16 protein-coding genes and 1 tRNA gene are annotated in these 18464 nt (G+C 64.6%); 8 read left to right on the top strand and 9 right to left on the bottom strand.

Features of this window, described 5'->3' with window-relative positions:
* Window positions 1-177: 177 nt before the first annotated feature.
* On the bottom strand, window positions 178-624 hold the full coding sequence (locus tag AB4120_RS20485) for a hypothetical protein (RefSeq protein ID WP_441642763.1): 447 nt from the start codon (window positions 622-624) through the stop codon (window positions 178-180).
* 146 nt (window positions 625-770) lie between these two features.
* Between AB4120_RS20485 and AB4120_RS20480 the strand changes: the two genes are divergently transcribed.
* Genes AB4120_RS20480 through AB4120_RS20470 form a run of 3 tightly spaced genes read left to right on the top strand, consistent with a single transcriptional unit; the run spans window position 771 to window position 2740 of the window.
* A complete protein-coding gene (locus tag AB4120_RS20480) occupies window positions 771-1313 on the top strand; it encodes a hypothetical protein (RefSeq protein WP_441642762.1) in 543 nt (180 codons plus the stop codon).
* 10 nt (window positions 1314-1323) lie between these two features.
* Entirely contained in the window at window positions 1324-1551 is a 228-nt protein-coding gene (locus AB4120_RS20475) for a DUF4224 domain-containing protein (RefSeq protein WP_441642761.1), read from the top strand.
* Window positions 1517-2740: a hypothetical protein gene (locus AB4120_RS20470; protein ID WP_441642760.1), complete on the top strand. Its 1224-nt coding sequence runs from the start codon at window positions 1517-1519 to the stop codon at window positions 2738-2740. The genes AB4120_RS20475 and AB4120_RS20470 overlap by 35 nt, the downstream gene beginning before the upstream one ends.
* A 111-nt stretch (window positions 2741-2851) precedes the next feature.
* Here the strand turns inward: AB4120_RS20470 and AB4120_RS20465 are convergent.
* From AB4120_RS20465 to AB4120_RS20440, 6 genes are all read right to left on the bottom strand, one after another.
* Window positions 2852-2927: transfer RNA gene (locus tag AB4120_RS20465), tRNA-His, on the bottom strand.
* A 135-nt stretch (window positions 2928-3062) separates the two neighbouring features.
* Window positions 3063-3326, bottom strand: coding sequence for a hypothetical protein (locus AB4120_RS20460; protein ID WP_369823365.1), 264 nt, complete (start codon window positions 3324-3326; stop codon window positions 3063-3065).
* A 779-nt stretch (window positions 3327-4105) separates the two neighbouring features.
* Complete coding sequence (gene dusA / locus AB4120_RS20455; RefSeq protein ID WP_149135756.1) at window positions 4106-5110, bottom strand: tRNA dihydrouridine(20/20a) synthase DusA; 1005 nt, start codon at window positions 5108-5110, stop codon at window positions 4106-4108.
* 376 nt (window positions 5111-5486) lie between these two features.
* The gene (locus AB4120_RS20450; RefSeq protein ID WP_149135755.1) at window positions 5487-6047 is read right to left on the bottom strand and encodes an NADPH-dependent FMN reductase; all 561 of its coding nucleotides are present in this window, start codon (window positions 6045-6047) and stop codon (window positions 5487-5489) included.
* Window positions 6048-6141: 94 nt separating this feature from the next.
* On the bottom strand, window positions 6142-7248 hold the full coding sequence (locus tag AB4120_RS20445; protein WP_149135754.1) for an enoyl-CoA hydratase/isomerase family protein: 1107 nt from the start codon (window positions 7246-7248) through the stop codon (window positions 6142-6144).
* Between the two features lie 98 nt (window positions 7249-7346).
* Entirely contained in the window at window positions 7347-8915 is a 1569-nt protein-coding gene (locus AB4120_RS20440) for a methyl-accepting chemotaxis protein (protein WP_149135753.1), read from the bottom strand.
* Between the two features lie 218 nt (window positions 8916-9133).
* Between AB4120_RS20440 and AB4120_RS20435 the strand changes: the two genes are divergently transcribed.
* The gene (locus AB4120_RS20435) at window positions 9134-9991 is read left to right on the top strand and encodes a sterol desaturase family protein (protein WP_441642759.1); all 858 of its coding nucleotides are present in this window, start codon (window positions 9134-9136) and stop codon (window positions 9989-9991) included.
* Window positions 9992-10039: 48 nt separating this feature from the next.
* On the opposite strand, the gene typA is transcribed toward AB4120_RS20435, so the two are convergent.
* Window positions 10040-11860 (bottom strand): translational GTPase TypA, encoded by a 1821-nt coding sequence (gene typA, locus AB4120_RS20430; protein ID WP_149135752.1) that lies wholly within the window; start codon window positions 11858-11860, stop codon window positions 10040-10042.
* A gap of 230 nt (window positions 11861-12090) precedes the next feature.
* On the opposite strand from typA, the gene AB4120_RS20425 reads away from it, so the two are divergent.
* The 4 genes from AB4120_RS20425 to AB4120_RS20410 all read left to right on the top strand — a co-directional run bounded on the left by AB4120_RS20425 (window position 12091) and on the right by AB4120_RS20410 (window position 17168).
* A complete protein-coding gene (locus AB4120_RS20425; protein ID WP_149137499.1) occupies window positions 12091-12594 on the top strand; it encodes a MarR family winged helix-turn-helix transcriptional regulator in 504 nt (167 codons plus the stop codon).
* 91 nt (window positions 12595-12685) lie between these two features.
* A complete protein-coding gene (locus AB4120_RS20420; RefSeq protein WP_441642758.1) occupies window positions 12686-14167 on the top strand; it encodes an efflux transporter outer membrane subunit in 1482 nt (493 codons plus the stop codon).
* A gap of 61 nt (window positions 14168-14228) precedes the next feature.
* Window positions 14229-15494 carry an HlyD family secretion protein gene (locus tag AB4120_RS20415; protein WP_441642757.1) on the top strand — a complete coding sequence of 422 codons (1266 nt, stop codon included), beginning with the start codon at window positions 14229-14231 and terminating at the stop codon, window positions 15492-15494.
* A gap of 60 nt (window positions 15495-15554) precedes the next feature.
* Window positions 15555-17168: a DHA2 family efflux MFS transporter permease subunit gene (locus AB4120_RS20410; RefSeq protein WP_149135750.1), complete on the top strand. Its 1614-nt coding sequence runs from the start codon at window positions 15555-15557 to the stop codon at window positions 17166-17168.
* A gap of 21 nt (window positions 17169-17189) precedes the next feature.
* On the opposite strand, the gene AB4120_RS20405 is transcribed toward AB4120_RS20410, so the two are convergent.
* A complete protein-coding gene (locus AB4120_RS20405; protein ID WP_441642756.1) occupies window positions 17190-18371 on the bottom strand; it encodes an MFS transporter in 1182 nt (393 codons plus the stop codon).
* Between the last annotated feature and the right edge of the window lie 93 nt (window positions 18372-18464).

The following is an 18464-nucleotide window of genomic DNA, read 5'->3' as shown; positions in this document are numbered from 1 at the left end:
AACAGCGTGAAGACTGTTGCCATACCTGAAAGTGACTGGCCAATCCAATGCCGATTTCCTCGACGGTTCGGACGGCCCGGCGCTGCCCCCTGGCGTCACCGGTGTGCGCCGGCACTCTATCAAATAAACCCGGAGAAGGCCTTGGGTGCCAACCAGTGAGACGTCATGACTTCCACATCATCTGTCGCGTTCAATAAGCGCTTTGATCTCCCGCATCCTGGCGTACCTCTCCCTGTAGGCTTTGCCGATACCGGCCGTAACTCGCTCTCCAGCGATAGGTCCACCCAGAGCCTCAACATGCCGCTCCGCGGCACGCAATATCTCTATGGCGTCCTCAACCAAAGCGACATGCTCAGCCGACTCCAGATCATGAAGAGGAATGGCCGAAAGCGCGCCACGAATGTAGGCTGTCCGGTGGAGATTGATGTTGACCATCTGAATGCCGGCCAGCAGGTCATCTTCCGGAATGCTCTTTTCCTTGGCCAACGTATCGATCGCCACGTCCAGAATCGCAAGAAGAGCCTTCCGGCGTTTGATGCGAGCAAGTTCAGATTGATATTGGATAAACCATGCGCCAGCCCCGATAGCCGCGATGGAGCCCACCGCCTGCACCCAACTGGCCATCAGGCTAGGGTCATAGCATCTAGTGCCCAACGATGTGGCGCCAGCAAGCGACAGTGCTACGACGCCGAGCGCGGCACCAAGCGCCCCAACTACCATTCTCCAGACCCGCATACCAGACCCTCCATTTTTTTGGAGGAGATCCTAGCATGATCATTCCGGACAAACTGACGCTATATTCGTCCGCCCACGGCCACGGCGCCAAGGGCTTTGCGTTCTACCGCTATGCCGATCAGGAAGGCTTTGGCGTCCACCTTGAGGCCCGACGCGAGTCGCTTGGCGAACCCTTCATGGAGGCGTATTGGCTCGACGCCTTGCCCGACCAGCGTTTCCCCACCCTACTCGCCCTGCAGCTGGCCGCTGAGGCACTGACAGACGGCCAAGTGGCCGCTGAACGCGCGAAGTACCCACAGATCCGCAACGCCCGCCCGGTTGGCGAGCGCAGCTACCAGAACAAGTGCCGTCTGTGCCCGCCCGAGGATGCCCGCCCCGGAGCCCTGATCGTCTATCTGGCGCGGAGCTGGAATCCCGTCACGGACTACCGCGCCGAACTGTGCGAGCGCCACAAATGCATGGCAGACGATCCTGCTGCCCTGGATAGAGCGATCAAGGCCGAGATCGCCCGCCGCGCGGCCAAGGCCGCGCCGTTTCTTGAATCCCTGCGCGCCGCCGCGGCGCGATCGGACAGATGAGGAGGGAAAGATGAATGACTTCCTGACTGCGGCCGAGCTGGCGGATCTGGTGGGATGCAAACCCAACCAGCGCCACGAGATGACAAAGTGGTTGGATCGCCACCGCTGGCGCTACGTCATCGACAAGAACGGGTTGCCCAAAGTGGCCCGGGCCTACTACAACCGAAAACTGGGCATCGAGGAATCGAAGGGCCACGCAAAATATGAATGCACGCCGAACCTCGGGGCCTTCGCGTAAGGAGCGCACCGGCGTCGACCGACTGTACAAGTACATCGGCGCCCGGAAGGTCTCGTTCTACTACCAGTACCCGGACGGCAAGAGCGAGACGCTGGCCACCGCGCCGCTAGGCGACAGGAAGGCAATCGCCGAGGCTGAGCATGCGGCCAAGCGCAAGGCCCTGGACATCCAGGCCGGACAGATCGTGGTGGGATCCGTCGCCGACCTCATTGGGCGCTTCCAGACGGAAGTGGAGCCGACGCACTACCGCGACCAGTCCAAGGACGGCAAGGCGGTGCGCGCGGGCGAGTACGCGAACCTGATCCTGTTCTTCGGGAAGATGGCACCCGCCGGCCTCCGCTCGCAGCACGGCTACCAGTACCTGGAGGCTCGCGCCAAGGCGGGCGCGCCGATGAAGGCAAACAAAGAGCTGTCACTGATGTCGACGATCTGCAACTACGCCATCCGCTGGGGGCTGATCGACACGAACCCGTTCGTGGGCCTGATGCTCAACAAGGGCGACAAGGACGTCCGGACCGTATCGCGCAGCCAGGTGGTGCGCTTCTACCTCTGGGCGATCCGGCAAGGTCAGGCGTACCGCACGATGGGGTGCGCGGCCATGTTCACCTACCTGACCGGCTTCCGCGCAGCCGAGATCCGTCCGTACCGCCTGTCAGGGCTGGGCCAGGACGGCGTGCGCGTGATCAGCGCGAAGCGGAAGAAAGGCGAGGCGGAGGTGGTCAAGGTGCGGGAATGGTCGACGCGGCTCCAGGTTGTGGTGGAGCGCGCCCGGCGCACGCCCGTGGAGACGTCGACGAAGAAATTCGTCGTCCAGAGCCTGTACCTGTTCCCCAACCGCCGGGGACAGCCGTACAGCAAGAGCGGATGGAATTCGGTCTGGCAGGATGCCATGTGGGATTGGATCGCCACGTTCGACCGGGAGGCCGCCATTGCTCTCCAGGCGGCACGCCGGTACGAGGCCGAGCGAAGGAAACAGAAAGGGGCTGAGACGACCGAGGAACGGCCGGAATACTCGATCGCGGATCACCCAGAGTATTTCTCGACCATGGACATCCGGCCGGCGGCCATCACGTCGAAGCTGGAGCGGCGGTCGGCAGACGCCTACGACTTCGCGGCCCACGCAAACCCGGCCACGACGCACCGGCATTACGACCGTCGGAAGGTGAAGCGGGCGGCCGCTACGGAGTAGAAAACGAAAAACGGCGCCGAGGGGCGCCGTTGGAAAATTTCCGTTTTCGTTGGAAAGTTCGCATCAAGAACCGCAGCAGTGCGGGTAACTCATTGGCGCGAAACAGAATTTTGGGGTGGCTGATGGGACTCGAACCCACGACGACAGGAATCACAATCCTGGACTCTACCAACTGAGCTACAGCCACCGTAGAGGTTTTGCCAGCTTGCCGCTGGCGCTTCCGCTAACCGGCGTTGCCGTTCAACGAAAAACAAGATTCTACAAGGATCTTCAGAGGATGGCTAGTATTCCGCACAAAAAAATTTCACCTTCCTCACCTGCCCTATCGACTGCCGTGCCACTTCGCTTCCAGCAGCACTGCCTCCTTGATCGCGGCAACGGTCTCGGCCTCGCTCGGGAACAAGCCGAGCAGTCGCCGGGACTTGCCGTTGAGCACATCCCTCTGCAATGCCTTGCCTGCTTCCACTGACGTGCCAGCATGCCAGCAATACCGCGCAGTCCATTTACCGTCCTGCAGACGCTCGGCCACCCAGATCAGGCGGAAGTCCTCAAAGACTTCGCCGAATGGCTCTTCCCCATCCACCATGTGTACCCCCAGGGCTCGCTTCCGATCCATCGCGCCGGCCCGTGCTCGTGCACGCACTGCGACGCCGAGAACCGGCCAGCCCACTTGCTTTTCCCCCACCGAAATCCCGCTTGCGCAGGATTCACAGGCCACATGCCGACTGTCGCGGCATTGACGGCATCGTAACATGACGAAAACGTCGCTTACCTACTTTCAGGCACGCGAATCTCTATAGCGTGGAACATCGAACACGATTTCGCCAACTCAAAATGTCTATCGACTACCGCACGAAAAACGCGGGGCGCCCCACCAACGCAGGGTTCTGGCGCAATTGGTGCTGATAGATACTCTTTCGCGAGGGACATTGACCCCCCTCGACATTCCCGTCAGGCGGCCTTGGTAACCAAGAGTCGCCTGCTTTTTTTGGGGGATGCACAGATGCCAGGGCAAAAAAAAGAGCCCGCCGTAGCGGACTCTTAAATTAGCGATCTCAATGCCCTGAAGGCAGAGTCAATGTAGTTGGCCCAGATCGTGAGCACTATTCGGGCAAACCCAAGTGTGGTGGACAAAAAAAGAGCCCGCACACGGCGGGCCCAATAATCAGTTGAAGAAAGCCCTGTATTCGAGGGCAAGCACAGTGTAAGAAGGTGGCCGCCAAGCGGCGAATTAGGGGAATCCCTTTGGTGGTGCGGGATTCAGCGCCACCGACTGCCCAATACACCGCTGCGCCCGCCCGCCCGGGTACCCTGCATAGAACGATCGTTCGAAATTAGAGTCTTCCCTCGACCCAACTGGGCCGATCAGGCTGCCTCAAGCAGGTCCGGACGCAGATGACTGCGGGCTTCCTCGAAGAGCGCATCCACGGCCATGCGGCTGCGCGCGGCATGCATCCGGCGTGCATCTGACAGCACACGACGCCAGCCCCGGCCACCGTGGATGCCCCGATGCAAGCCCAGCATGTGCCGCGTAACGGCGCCCATGTAGCCGCCCCGCTCTACGAAAGCGCCGATATAGTCCTGCATTGCCAATTCCACCTCCTGCCGATCTGGGATGGGCGCGCTCGCGCCATAGAACCGCGCATCCATTTCCGAAAGGAAATACGGTTGGTGATACGCCTCGCGGCCAATCATCACGCCGTCCACGTGTTGCAGGTGCTCGGCGATCTCGTCGTAGGTCACGACGCCGCCATTGATCAGAATCTCGAGCTTTGGAAACTCGCGTTTTAGCTGATAAGCAACCTCATAACGGAGCGGCGGGATTTCTCGATTTTCCTTCGGGCTCAGGCCCTTCAATATCGCGTTGCGCGCATGGACGATAAACGTCTCGCACCCCGCGTCAGCAATCGTACCGACAAAATCGCGGACAAAATCGTAGTGCTCGATCGTATCGATACCAATCCGGTGCTTGACCGTCACCGGAATGGTCACCGCATCGCGCATCGCCTGAACGCAATCTGCCACCAGGGTTGGCTCCGCCATCAGGCAAGCACCAAAAGCGCCCCGCTGCACGCGCTCCGACGGGCAACCGCAGTTGAGGTTGATTTCCTTGTAACCCCATTGCTCGCCCAGCTTTGCAGCCTGGGCGAGGTCCGCAGGCTCGCTGCCGCCCAGTTGCAGCGCCACGGGCTGCTCGGCGGCGTCGAAGTCAAGGTGCCGCGCCACATCGCCATGGAGCAGCGCGCCAGTCGTCACCATCTCGGTGTAGAGCCAGGTGTGCCGGCTCAACGCACGATGAAAGGTGCGGCAATGGCGATCAGTCCAATCCATCATCGGGGCCACAGAGATGCGGCGGGGCTTTACGGTCATGCGGGTCTTGGGATAGCGGATGGAGGCTGGGGACAAAGCCCGGCCATCGGGAGACCCGCAGTATACGTGGTTTGCGGGGCATCGACAGGGGATGCCCAGGCAGCACACGCAAGGCTGCGCGACATAGAAAACGGCGCCCGAAGGCGCCGTTTGGGTCTTGCTCGTGATGCGTGTGCATCAATGCATGAACAGCCAGATCAGAACCAGCACGAAGGCCGGGACGCCGAGTAGCCACGCGACGATGTACGGCATGGTTTTCCTCCTGTGTATCTGTAGTGGGCTTGACTCCACTATAGAAACAGGCACCTGCCGGCGATGTCGGAGCCGCCCCGCTTCGCTATGTAGGACTGGACTGACCCTACCGTCCCTGCCTGGATCAGGGGGCAGCGTTCTTGTCGATCCAGCTGGCAAACGTCGTGAGGTATTTGCTCAAGAAACCGCGTGTCGATTCGTTCGCAATCCCGCCCTGCGCGTCGAACAGCTTGTCGACACCGCTAATATAGGCCTCGGGCTGCTGCAACACCGGGACATTGAGGAATACCAGCGACTGACGCAGGTGATGATTGGCGCCGAAACCGCCGATGGCACCCGGCGATGCGCTAATTACACCGCCTGGCTTGCCATCCCAGGCGCTCTGCCCGTATGGGCGGGAGCCCACGTCGATGGCGTTCTTGAGCACACCTGGCACCGAGCGGTTGTACTCGGGCGTGATGAAGAGCACCGCGTCCGCGCGGCGGATGCGATCGCGGAACGCCACCCACTCGGCCGGTGGATTGTCGTCGTCGTCCTGGTTGTACATCTGCAGTTGCCGGATCTCCACGATATCCAGTTTCAACTGCGGCGGCGCCAGCGCCGCCAGCGCCTTGGCCAGCTTCAGGTTCAGGGACTCCTTGCGCAGGCTTCCCACTACTACGGCGACATCACGAGGATTGCTCATCACGGCTTCCTTTCACTGTTGACGGTTGAAGTACAACGGATTGCAACGGATGCAGCGAAAATCCGGGCGGGGCATGTCGCCCTGCCCGTGCTGTCTATCGAGCCAGACTGGCCAGCGGATGTTCCTCGCGCCGCCACGGACTGTCGAAGAATGATCGCACACGCGTCGCGCTCACGTCGTCGAGCCGCGGCGGTTGCCATTTGGGCTGGTGGTCCTTGTCCACGGCGAGCGCGCGGATGCCCTCCACCTTCTCGCCAATGCGGAAGACGTGGTACATCATGTCCAGCTCCATGCGCAGTTCTTCGTCCAGCGACATCGACCGCGCACGGCGAATCTGCTCGAGCGTCACGCACAGCATCAGCGGTGAGCGGCTGCGCAGCATCGCGGCGGTCTGGGCGGCCCAGTCGCCTTCGGCATCGCTGACGGTCGCGAGAATGGCCGGCACCGTCGCGCCAGCAAACGTGGCGTCGATCTGGTCCGACAGCCGTGCGAGGCTGCTGTCGGCCGGCTGGCAGGCCGCCGCATGCTGGTCCGTGAACCTGGCGATGTGCGCCAGCACCGCCTCCGGGCTGCTGAACCGGGCCGCCTGCAGCGCCGCCACCATCTCGGCCAGCGCGTTAGCGGGCAGGTAGGCATCCGCGAGACGCGCGTACAGCGCATCGGCGGCGTGGATGACCGTGCCGGTCAGCCCCAGGTACTCGCCCAGCCGGCCCGGCGTGCGTGCAAGGAACCAGCCACCGCCCACGTCCGGGAACAGGCCGATATTGGTCTCGGGCATCGCCATCTTCGTGCGATCCGTGACGATGCGCAGGCGGGCACCTTGGGAAATGCCCATGCCACCGCCCATGACCACGCCGTCCATCAACGCGATATAGGGCTTCTTGTAGCGGTGAATCAGGTGGTTGAGCGCGTATTCCTCGACGAAGAACTGGTCGAGCAGCGGGTCCTGCGCGTGCCAGGCCTTGTGGAACCAGCGGATGTCGCCGCCGGCGCAGAATGCCTTGCCACCCGCGCCCGCCACCACCACCGCGTGCACCGCCGGATCGCCCTCCCAGCGCGTCAGCGCGTCCGTGATCGCGCGAATCATCTCCAGCGACAGCGCGTTCAGCGCCTGCGGGCGGTTCAGCGTCAGGTACGCCACCCCGCCACGCTCCTCGGTCATCACTTCCGCCACTGCCTGCGTCGATCCAAACTCCGTCATGTGTCTCTGCTCCTTTCTCGTTGCCAGCGATTTTACGCCAGCCACATGACGATGCCCGGCCACTTTTCGATTTTCAGAATCGTCTCAATGGACTCGGCTCAGGCCAGCCGGAAAGCGGCCATGAGACCCGTCAGCCGCTGCGCCTGATCCTGGAGCGACGCCGCCGCGGCAGCAGCCTCCTCGACCAGTGCCGCGTTCTGCTGCGTCATGCCGTCCATATGGGACACCGCCACGTTCACCTGTTCGATGCCGCGCGACTGCTCGTCCGATGCCGCGCTGATGCCGCCGATGATGTCGCTCACGCGTCGGACTTCGTCCACGATGTCCTGCATCGCCCTGCCCGCCCCGTCGACGAGGGAGGTGCCCTCGCGCACGCTGGACACCGACGCACCGATCAGCGCCCGAATTTCCTTCGACGCCGCCGCGCAACGCTGAGACAAATCTCGAACATCGCCCGCCACGACGGCAAAGCCGCGCCCGTGCTCGCCGGCGCGGGCGGCTTCCACGGCGGCATTGAGCGCGAGGATGTTGGTCTGGAATGCGATTTTCTCGATCACCTCGATGATGTCGACGATCCTGTTGGCGCCGGCGTCGATGGCGCGCATGGTGTCCACCACGCGCGAGACCGCCGCGCTGCCGCGCTCGGCCAGCGTCTGGGCATTGGTCGCCAGCGATGTGGCGTCACGCGCGCTATCGGCGTTGTGGCGCACGGTGCCGGTCAGTTGCTCCATGCTCGAAGCGGTTTCCTCGAGCGACGCGGCCTGCTGCTCGGTGCGCTGCGACAGATTGGCGTTGCCGCTCGCGATCTGCGCGCTGGCGGCGGCGATCGAGTCGGCGCCGCCGCGCACCTCGCCCACCATCTCGCGCAGCCGGGCCTGCATGCGGCCGAGCATCCCCAGCATGCGACTCGTCTCATTCCTGGCGTGCTCGTCAGCCATCACGCCGGCATCGTCCCGGTGCGCGGTGCCGAGGTCGCCGTCGGCAATGCGGGCGAAGCGCGCAATAGCCACGTCGAGCGGCCGGACGATGGAGACGCGCAGGCGCCAGGCCACCACGGTGCTGAACACCAGGCCCACAGCCAGCACGGCGAGCGAGAGCGTCAACAGCCGACCGTAACGATCTTGAGAACTTTCGTACACGGCCTTGGCGCTCGCCACCTGCAGGCGGCCCAGTTCCGTATTGACGGCCGTGAACTGGATATCGAGCTTGGGAATCGTGTCCATGACTGCCGTCATCATTGCGTCGCGGTTGCCGGCGTGGAGCGCGGCAATCATCGGCGCCACACCCTGCGCAAACAGCGCCTGGCGGCGGGCCGATACAGCCTCGGTGGCGCGCGTCTGCTCCTCATTGCGAGGAATCTCAAGATACGACTTCCAAGCGGCGTCCGACTGGCGTGCGAAGTCCTGCGCCGTGGCGGCGCGCGCCTTGGCGTCAGCCGGATCGGTGGCGAACGCAGCCTGGTCCAGCAGCACGCGCACCAGCAACTGGTTAGAGCGCGCTTCGGCCAGATACGTCGCTGCGGCAAGCTGCTGTTGATAAACCTGACGCGTGGCGTCGTTGCTGCGCGACATGCCCAGCCAACCAACACCGCCGACAATCAGCAGCAACAAATTCGTGACAATCGTGAGGAGCCACAGCCGGGCTCCGATCGTAGTGTTGCGAAACATGGGGGCGATTCTCCGTAACGTGAAAAGCGGCCACTCCTCCCTGGCCGCTCACGCAATGACGGCGCGTCCGCACGAACCTTGATGCATCGCGATGGATAGTCTGTGTTGCGGTTTTGTGATGATGTGCGATAGACGACCCGCGCGCGCACGATCCAGCACATGGTGCGTATGGAGGAAGCCCTCCACGCAAAAACCTTGAAAATGTGCACACTTGCGCCATGCACGCCACGCCCACGCAATCCGCCGGATTCGACCCCGGCCTGATCCTGATAGCCTTCGCGCCGGTCTTCCTGCTGACCATCGGCTGGGAGGCCTGGTACTGGGCGCGACGCGACCCAGCCGTCTACAGCTGGCGAGACACGCTATCCAACGCCAGCCTCGCGCTGATGCACCAGGCGTCAGATGCCTTCTTCCTCTGGCTGCTGATCCGCACGGTCTACACCTGGTGCTACGCGCACGGCCTGCGCGCAGTGCCGGAGACCTGGTGGTCATTTGCGCTACTACTGTTGCTACAGGATTTTCTTTATTACTGGTTCCACCGCGCCAGCCACCGGGTGCGCTGGCTGTGGGCCTCGCACGTGGCGCACCACTCGTCGGAAGGCATGAATTTCTCGACGGCGTTCCGGCAGAGCCTGACCTATCCGATCTCGGGCATGTGGCTGTTCTGGATTCCGCTCGCGTTCATCGGATTTACGCCAGATTGGGTAATCCTGGCCGTCGGCCTGAACCTCGCGTTCCAGTTCTTCGTCCACACCCGGCTCGGTCGGCGCTGGCCGCTGGTTGAGATGGTTCTCAACACGCCGTCGGTGCATCGGGTGCACCATGCGAAGAATCCGCAATATATCGACCGCAACTATGCGGGCGTGCTGACCATCTGGGACCGCCTGTTCGGCAGCTTCGTACCCGAGGAAGCCACCCCCGAATACGGCATCACGCGGCAGATCCGCACGCACAACCCGCTGACGCTCACCTTCCACGAATGGCGCGACATGTTCCGCGATGCCTGGCATGCGCGCGACCCGCGCTACTTCTGGAAGCCACCCGAGTGGCGCAGCCCCAAACACATCGAACAATAAAAAAACCGCGCTCGAGAGCGCGGCTTTTTATTGGGGGGCAAACCGGTGTTACACGGTTTCGCGCGAGGCACGCTTGCGCTCGTGCTCCTTCAGGTGGCGCTTGCGCAGACGAATGCTCTTGGGGGTGATTTCCACGAGTTCGTCGTCGGCGATGAATTCCACCGCGTATTCCAGCGACATCTGGATCGGCGGCACCAGGCGCACCGCTTCGTCGGTACCCGAGGCGCGCACGTTGGTCAGCTGCTTGCCCTTGATCGGGTTCACAACGAGGTCGTTGTCGCGGCTATGGATGCCGATGATCATGCCTTCGTACAGCGCATCGCCCGGCTTCACGAACATGCGGCCGCGATCCTGCAGCTTCCACAGCGCGTAGGCCACGGCGTCGCCGTCGTCCTGCGAGATCAGCACGCCATTGTGACGCTCGCCCAGGCCGCCTTCGCGCACCGGTGCGTAGTCGTCGAAAATATGGCTGATCAGGCCCGTGCCGCGCGTCAGCGTCAGGAACTCGCCCTGGAAGCCGATCAGGCCACGCGCCGGAATGCGGTACTCCAGACGGGTACGGCCCTTGCCGTCCGATGCCATGTCGAGCAGTTCGCCCTTGCGGCGGCCCAGCTCTTCCATGACGCTGCCCTGGTGGCCGTCTTCCACGTCCACGGTCAGCAGTTCGTACGGCTCATGCTTCACGCCGTCGATTTCCTTGAACACCACGCGCGGACGCGATACGGCCAGCTCGTAGCCTTCGCGGCGCATGTTTTCCAGCAGGATGGTCAGGTGCAGTTCGCCACGGCCCGACACTTCGAAAATCGTGTCGTCGCCAGTCTCGGCCACGCGCAGGGCCACGTTCGACTTCAGCTCGCGGTCCAGGCGTTCGCGCAGCTGGCGGCTGGTCACGAACTTGCCTTCACGGCCGGCCAGCGGCGACGTGTTCACGCAGAAGTTCATGGTCAGCGTGGGCTCGTCCACCTTCAGCATCGGCAGGGCATCCTGGGCGTCCGGCGCGCACACGGTGCAGCCGATACCCAGTTCCTCGATACCGTTGATCAGCACGATGTCGCCGGCTTCCGCCTCGGGCACGATTTCGCGCTCCAGGCCACGGAACTTCAGCACCTGGTTGATACGACCCTTGATCGGGTTGCCTTCCGGGCCGAACTTGACCACCACGTCCTGCAGCGACTTGGCGCGGCCACGCGAAATGCGGCCCACGCCGATCTTGCCGACGTAGCTCGAGTAGTCGAGCGAGATGATCTGCATCTGCAGCGGACCGTCCGGGTCGTCGTTACGCACCGGCACCTTGGTCAGCACGGTCTCGAACAGCGGCTTCATGTCGCCGTCGCGCACGTCTTCGGTCAGGCCAGCGTAGCCGTTCAGGCCCGAGGCGTAGATCACCGGGAAGTCGAGCTGCTCGTCGTTGGCGCCGAGCTTGTCGAACAGGTCGAAGGTCTGGTTGATCACCCAGTCAGGGCGTGCGCCCGGACGGTCGATCTTGTTGATCACAACGATCGGCTTCAGCCCGAGCGCGAGTGCCTTGCGCGTCACGAAACGCGTTTGCGGCATCGGGCCTTCCACGGCATCGACGAGCAGCAGCACGCCGTCGACCATCGACAGCACGCGCTCCACTTCACCGCCGAAGTCGGCGTGGCCCGGGGTGTCCACGATATTGATGTGCGTGCCGTTGTATTCGACGGCACAGTTCTTCGCGAGGATCGTGATCCCGCGTTCCTTTTCCAGGTCGTTCGAGTCCATCACGCGCTCAACCATTTGCTGGTTTTCGCGGAAGGTACCTGCCTGGCGCAGGAGCTGGTCGACCAGGGTGGTCTTGCCATGATCGACGTGGGCGATGATGGCGATGTTACGGATGGCGCGGGTCATTGCGGCGTCCCCTTGACGCGGAGCGTTCGAAAAATTAACCCGACATTCTAGCATGCTGCGGCGCAAAACGCTCTGCTGCGGATCGACCTTCTATGTTAGCCGTCGTTGCGATTTCTGCAATGACGAATTTCCGTTCTTGCGGATCGTGGATCACATGCATATATTTGCCTCAGCAATGATTGCAGCGACAAACAATGAGCGCCTCTAACAACACTTCCACGCCTGCTCCCATGCCCACGTCGGCCGGCCCAGACCTGTTCGATCCGGCCACCTACGAACCAGGCTCAAGCGTGGGCTACCTGCTGGCCCGGGCCAAGAACCTGCTCTCCCTCGGGATCGAGCAGGAAGTAAGTGGACTCGACATCACACACACCCAGGCGAGCTGCCTGATGATGTTGTCGACGGGGAGCGCCCGCACGGTGACCGACCTGGGGCGCGGCCTGAATACCGATGCCGGATCCATCACCCGCCTGCTGAGCCGGCTTGAGAAGCGGGGACTGATCGTGCGCACGCGGCGCGACGATGATCGTCGCGTAGTAGACCTGTCGCTGACGGCGGAGGGCAAAGCGATCGTCGCAAAGCTGCCCGCGGTGTTCTGCAATGTGATGCGACGCCATTTCGTTGGCTTCAGCCAGGCGGAGATCGACGTACTGAGCGGCATGCTGCATCGGGTCATCGACAACGGCGGCTGCCAGGCCATCGGCGCCTGCTGGACGGACCGCGACGGCGGGTAGTCCATCCCCTGCTCATCCGCCCCTCGCACGTTTTCTGGATCACCGAGCGCCACCGTCCTGGCGACACGTCTAAAGAAGAAGTCAGATCGATATGCAACCCGTTTCCTCCTCCGCACCGCGCCGTCTGGGCGCCCTGGCCCTCACTGTCATGGCCGCGGCCGTGCTGGCCGGCTGCGCGGCGCTGGGTGACTCGTACAGCACTCAAAACCTGGCCGAGCCGCAGGCGCTGGCGTCGCCGCAGACCTTTACCAACGACCACGGCCAATGGCCGTCGCAGGACTGGGTCGACCAGTTCCACGATGCGCAACTCCGCGCGCTGGCCGACGAAGCCGTCAAGGACAATCCGAGCCTGCAGGCCGCACTGGGCCGCGTGGCGGCATCGCGCGCGCTGGCCGAGGCCACGCGCGGGGCGCTGTACCCGAGTGTGGACTTCGAAGGCAGCATCGTGCGCCAGCGGTTCTCCGAAACCGATCTGTTCGAAGGCACGCCGCTGGCGGGCTCCTGGCAGAACCAGTCGCGGCTGCAGATGGGCCTGTCGTGGGACCTCGATTTCTGGGGCAAGAACCGCGATGCACTGGAAGCCGCCCTCTCCGACGACCGCGCCATGGAAGCCGAGAGCCAGGCCGCGCGTCTGATCCTGACCACGTCCATCGCACGCAACTACAACCGGCTGGCCGCGCTGTATGCGCAGCGCGATGTGGCCGAGCGCGCCATCGCCCAGCGCCGCGACCTGACCGACCTCTCGCGCCAGCGCCTGGCCGCCGGGCTCGATACCCAGGTCGAGACCACGCAGGCGCGCGGCACCGTGGCCGCCGCGCAGACCGACCTGCAACGCGTGGACGAAGAAATCGCCCTCGCCCGCAACCAGATCGCCGCATTGCTGGGCAAGGGCCCGGACCGCGGCCTGCAGATCGCCCGCCCCACCTTGCTCGCCAATGCCACGCCACTGCTGCCCGATGACCTGACCATCGGCCTGATCGGCCGTCGCCCGGATGTGGTGGCGGCGCGCTGGCGCGTGGAGGCGGCATCCAAGGACATCAGCGTGGCGAAGAAGGAGTTCCTGCCTGACGTGACGCTGACCGCGTTCGCCGGCGTGGCCTCGCTCGATCCGTCGAACCTGCTGATGGGCATCAGCCGCACCTTCGGCATCGGCCCCTCGGTGCGACTGCCGGTATTCGAAGGGGGCCGGCTGCGCGCCAACCTCAAGGGCAAGAACGCGCAGTACGACATCGCCGTGGCGAACTACAACCAGACGCTGGTCGATGCGCTGCGCGAAACCGCCGACACCGTGACCAGCATCCGCAGCGTGGACACCCAGATCAAGACCCAGCGCGAGGCGCTGGACCTGGCCGAGCACGCCTACGCGCTGGCCACCACGCGCTACAAGGCCGGCCTAGGCACGCAGCTGACCGTGCTCAACGCCGAAAGCAACGTGCTCCAGCAGCGCCGGCTGGCCACCGACCTCCAGGCACGGCGGCTCGATTTGCAGATGGGGCTGATGAAGGCCCTCGGCGGCGGCTACCAGGGCGAAACGCCGGACACCGCGCAAGCGCCGCGCGCCGCCCAGGGCTGACCTGGCGCCCGCCCGCCGACACCCGACAATCCGTCAAAGACCACGCAAAAAGACAGACATCATGAGCAACACTCCGCAATCTGCCGCGCCACAAACCCCGGCCCCGTCCGCCGACAACAATGGCAAGCGCCGCCGCCTGCTGGTGGCGCTGACCGCCGCCGTCGTCGTGGCCGGGCTTGGCTATGGCCTGTACTGGGGCGTCTACGCGCGCCATTTCGAGAACACCGACGACGCGTACGTGGCTGGCAACGTGGTGCAGGTCACGCCGCTGGTGGGCGGCACGGTGATCTCCATCACCGCCGACGACACGCAGCTCGTCACCGCCGGCCAGCCGCTGATCCAGCTCGACCGCGCCGACTCCCAGGTGGCCATGGAGCAGGCCGAGGCCCAGCTCGCCCAGGCCGTGCGCGAGGTACGCACGCTCTACGTGAACAACGGCTCGCTCTCCGCCAACGTGGCGATGCGCCAGGCCGACGTGGCCAAGGCGCGCGACGACCTGCGCCGCCGCCAGGCCATCGCCGGCTCGGGCGCGGTGTCGAACGAAGAAATTTCTCATGCGCAGACCGCGCTGAAGGCCGCCGAATCGGCGCTGCTGGCCGCGCAGGAACAACTCGCCTCGAACAAGGTGCTGACCGACCAGACCACGGTTGAGAAACATCCCAATGTGCAGCGCGCCGCCGCGAACCTGCGTTCGGCCTACCTCGCCTTCGCGCGCTCGACAATGCCCGCGCCGGTCACTGGCTACGTGGCCAAGCGCTCGGTGCAGGTGGGCCAGCGCGTGAGCCCCGGCACGCCGCTGATGGCCGTGGTGCCGCTGGACCAGGTGTGGGTGGATGCCAACTTCAAGGAAGTGCAGATCACGCATATGCGGATCGGCCAGCCGGTGGAACTGGAAGCCGATGTCTACGGCTCGAAGGTCAAGTACACGGGCCACGTGGCGGGCTTCTCCGCCGGCACGGGCTCCGCGTTTTCGCTGCTGCCGGCGCAGAACGCCACGGGTAACTGGATCAAGGTGGTGCAGCGCCTGCCGGTGCGCATCGCGCTGGATCCGCAGCAGCTGAAGGACCATCCGCTGCGCGTGGGCCTGTCGATGAACGTCACCGTCGACGTGCGCAAGGAAGAAGGCGGCGCAATGCTCAGCGCCTCGGCCGCCAAGCCGCTCGAGACCAATGTCTACGACAAGGTGGCGCAGGACGCCGACGAACTGATCGCCCGGATCATCGCGCTGAACAACGGCGGCCGCACCTCGGCCGCGCCGCAGGCGGCCCCGGCCGTGACCGGCAAGACGGGCGCCGCGGCGGCCGTGGCCAAGCCGGCCAATACGTAATTGTCTGATTCCCCGATTTCCGGATTCCCTGTATCCCTGATTCCGCACGGCTGACCGCTCATGGCTAACTCCACCACCGCCACGCCGGGCGCAGGCGCCTCGCCGGTGCCGGCACCGGCACCGGCCAAGGCGCCCACCGCGGCACCACCGCCGCTCACCGGCGGCAAGCTCGTGATCGGTACGATCGCGCTGTCGCTGGCCACGTTCATGAACGTGCTCGACTCGTCAATCGCCAATGTGTCGATCCCGGCCATCTCGGGCGACCTCGGCGTCTCGCCCAACCAGGGCACCTGGGTCATCACCTCGTTCGCGGTGGCCAATGCCATTTCGGTGCCGCTGACCGGCTGGCTGACCACGCGCTTCGGCGCGGTGCGGCTGTTCGTGCTGTCGATCCTGCTGTTCGTGGTCTCGTCCTGGCTGTGCGGCGTGGCGCCGAACCTCGAGACGCTGCTGGCCGCCCGGATCCTCCAGGGCGCCGTGGCCGGGCCGATGATCCCGCTCTCCCAGTCGCTGCTGCTGGCCAGCTATCCACCGGCCAAGAGTTCGATGGCGCTGGCGCTGTGGGGCATGACCACGCTCGTCGCGCCGATCATGGGGCCGCTGCTCGGCGGCTGGATCTCGGACAACATGACTTGGCCGTGGATCTTCTATATCAATATCCCGGTCGGTTTGGGTGCTGCTTACGCCACCTGGGCAATCTACCGTGAACGAGAAACGCCCACCAAGACGCTGCCGATCGACCGCATCGGGCTGGCGCTGCTGGTGATCTGGGTCGGCTCGATGCAGCTGATGCTCGACAAGGGCAAGGAGCTCGACTGGTTCCACTCCAGCGTGATCGTGGCGCTGACCGTGATTGCCGTGGTGGGCTTCCTGTTCTTCCTGATCTGGGAAAACTACGAAAAGCACCCGGTCGTAGACATCCACCTGTTCAAGGGCCGCAACTTCGCCGCCGGCGTGGTGGCCATCTCAGTGGCATACGGACTGTTCTTCGGCAACCTCGTGATCCTGCCGCTGTGGCTGCAGACCATCGTCGGCTACACCGCTACCGACGCTGGCATCGTCATGGCCCCGGTGGGCATTTTTGCGATCATCCTGTCGCCGATCATCGGACGCATACTGCCCAAGGTGGATGCGCGCTGGGTGGCCACGGGCGCGTTCATCACCTTCGGCATCGTCAGTTTCATGCGGGCCGGGTTCACCACCGGGGTGGACACGCGCACGCTGATGATTCCCACGCTGATCCAGGGTGCGGCGATGGCGCTGTTCTTCATTCCGCTGACATCGATCATCCTGTCCGGCCAGCCGCCCGAGAAGATTCCGGCGGCGTCGGGGCTGTCGAACTTCGTGCGGATCACGTTCGGGGCGATCGGGGCGTCGATCTCGACCACGGTCTGGGAAAACCGCTCGGCACTCCATCACGCGCAGCTGGTGGAGCAGATCAACCCCTACAGCGCCACCTACACCGAGCAGCTGCACCACCTGATGCAGATGGGCATGACGCAGGCGCAGGCCATCGGGCTGATGGAGCGGAACATCTCGCTCCAGGCGTCGATGCTGGGCGCCAACGACATCTTCTGGATCTCGGGTGTGCTGTTCTTCGTGCTGATCGGCTTTGTCTGGCTGACCAAGCGCAGCCAGGGTGGCGGCGGGGCCGAGGCGGCCGGCGCGCATTGACCCGCCACTGAGCGCGCGTCGCTACCGCTCCGGTGGCGACGTGGCGCTGACGGGCGGCACCATCCGCGTGCCGCCCTGCCACGCAAACGCGGCCAGCAACGCGGCGGCGCAACCCCAGGCGAGCACCGGCAGCCAGGGCAACCAGCCGGCCAGCGGCGCGGTGGCGCCGGCGGCCAACATGGCGATACGCGCCAACGCCGCCAGGGCCGCGAGCGAGAACACCAGCCCGACGAAACGCCCTTCCCGCCCCACATGGCCGGCATCGGTCGCCGCATTGACCACCGTGCCGAAGACCATCGCCCACAATACCCCCGCCAGGCCCTGCGCCAGCAATACGCCCGGGAGCGTGGAGGCCGAGGCGAAGCCAACCAGCGTAAGCACCCCCAGCAGGGCCGATGCCAGCAGCAGCACGGCAGCCGGCACGCGCTTCAGCCATGGCGCCTGCGGCAGCAACACGCCAAGGACAAAGCCCACCCAGAAGGCCGGCATGTAGCGCACCAGTTCCGTGGCCGGCGCGAATCGGAGATAGGTGGCGCTGGAATTGATCGCGGTGTGGATCTGGAACCCGAACGCCAGCAGCCACGTGGCGGCGAAGAACATCCACAGCGCCGGCATGGGCGCGGGCGGCATGCGGCGGGCCGGAGGAGCCTCGCGCGGCGGCAGCTCGATCCAGCGCAGTGCGACCACCGCCACCATCAGGCCGACACTCGCCAGCACGAACGGCACCACGGGCGAGGACTGGCGCAGCGCAGCCGTCAGCATCGGCGCCAGGGCCCCGGCCAGCCCGATGCCCAATATCGACCAGGAAATCAGTAATGGCGTGGCGGAGCGTTCGAGGCGACGCGCGATGATGACCATCGGCGGCGCGCGCAGCGCGGACGAGGTGGCGGCCCAGAGCGCGGTCAGCCCCACCAGCAGCGCCGGCGAAGTCGCCGCCGGCAGCAGCACGAAGGCCACGCCGGAGACGACCGAAATCGCCAGGATCCAGACACCCAGCCGGTGCATGGCGTTGGCCATGCGGTCGGCGGCGATGCCCGTGGCACTGTCGGCGATGACGAAGATCGCCTGATCCATCAGCAGTATCCACGCGACCTGCGCCTTGCCGATGCCGACCTGCGCGGCGAGTTGCGGCAGGAAGGCCGCGTAGAGCGTCCACGTCACGGCCAGCAGGCACTGCACCGCGCAAAAAATCAGGCAACGCATGGCTCCCACCGCTGATCCGTGGCTGGTGGGTCAAGGATAGGTCATGGGGGCCCAAGGCCTGCGCGGCGGACTGCGTATTGTTGCCGCCACTTC

This window comes from Cupriavidus sp. 2KB_3 (assembly GCF_052115685.1).
GTDB classification, from domain to species: Bacteria; Pseudomonadota; Gammaproteobacteria; order Burkholderiales; family Burkholderiaceae; genus Cupriavidus; species Cupriavidus campinensis.
Note: the sequence above shows the minus strand (reverse complement) of the source record. Positions and strands in the feature narration are given on the sequence as shown.